The organism is Actinoplanes sp. ATCC 53533 (assembly GCF_003947245.1).
Genome location: NZ_QHHV01000542.1, coordinates 1 through 1,055 on the forward strand (window position 1 = coordinate 1; position 1,055 = coordinate 1,055).

General features: G+C 67.3%; 1 protein-coding gene. It reads right to left on the reverse strand.

Translation table 11 applies throughout. The features are described 5' to 3' along the window. A partial coding sequence (locus DMB66_RS59890) for a UPF0182 family protein (protein WP_199753315.1) occupies window positions 1–1,055 on the reverse strand: 1,055 nt, incomplete at both ends.

Sequence of the window (1,055 nt, forward strand, 5' to 3'; positions counted from 1 at the left end):
GTGAAGACCGTGTGCCTGTTCAGCCAGTTCTGCTGCTGGGTGGTCAGCGCGTTGTCGTTGATCTCGCGCACGCCGACCACGTAGTCCTGCGGCTTGTCGTTGGTCAGCGTGTAGCGGTCCACGTCCAGCTTCGGGCCGAAGTCGTAGAAACCGCGGACCTGCTGCTGCTGGGTGTAGGCCTCGGAGACCAGCTGCGGGTCTATCAACCGCACGTTCTGCGCGCTGGTGTCGGACGCGAGCGTCGCCGGTGGCACGGTCACCGCGGCCGTGTACGGCCGTACCTCCGTGGCGGAGAGCCCGAACGCCGCCCTGGTGGCCTCGATCGACCGTTTGATGTACGGCGCTTCCTTGTCCGCCAGGCTCGGCTGGACCGTGAAGTTCTGCACCGCCAGCGGATAGATGCCGCCGATCGCGACCGCGGAGATGGCGAGCAGGGCCAGCGAGACGCCGGGCCAGACCAGATTCCGCATCACCGCGTTGGAGAACACGACGATCGCGATGGCCACCACGATGGAGATGTAGGCCAGGATCTCCTTGGCCGGCAGCAGCGCGTTGACGTCGGTGTAGCCGGCGCCGTACAGGCCCGGGGAGACGTGCTGCTCGAGCAGCAGCGCCCGCTGGTCCAAGATGTACGCGACCGCCTTGAGCAGCACGAAGAACGCCACCAGGGTGGTCAGGTGGGCCCGCGCGGCGGCGGTCATCCGGTCACCGACGCCCTGCAGGCGCACGCCGCCGAAGATGTAGTGCACGGCCAGCGCGCCGATCACCGACAGCACGATCGTGGTGAAGCCGACGCCGAGCACGTAGCGCCACAGCGGGTATTCGAAGATGTAGAAGCCGACGTCGACGTGATGCTCCGGGTCCTGCACGCCGAACGGCTGGGAATTCCGGAAGAGCATCCAGTCCTTCCAGCGGCTCTGCGCGGACAGACCGGCGAAGAAGCCGATGACGACCGAGATGATCGTGATCCAGGTGCCGAGCCGGGGCTGGATGACCATCCGGTAGCGCTCGAGCGTGGCCTGCTCGGCCGAGTGCGGCCGGAGCGAGCGGCCGGA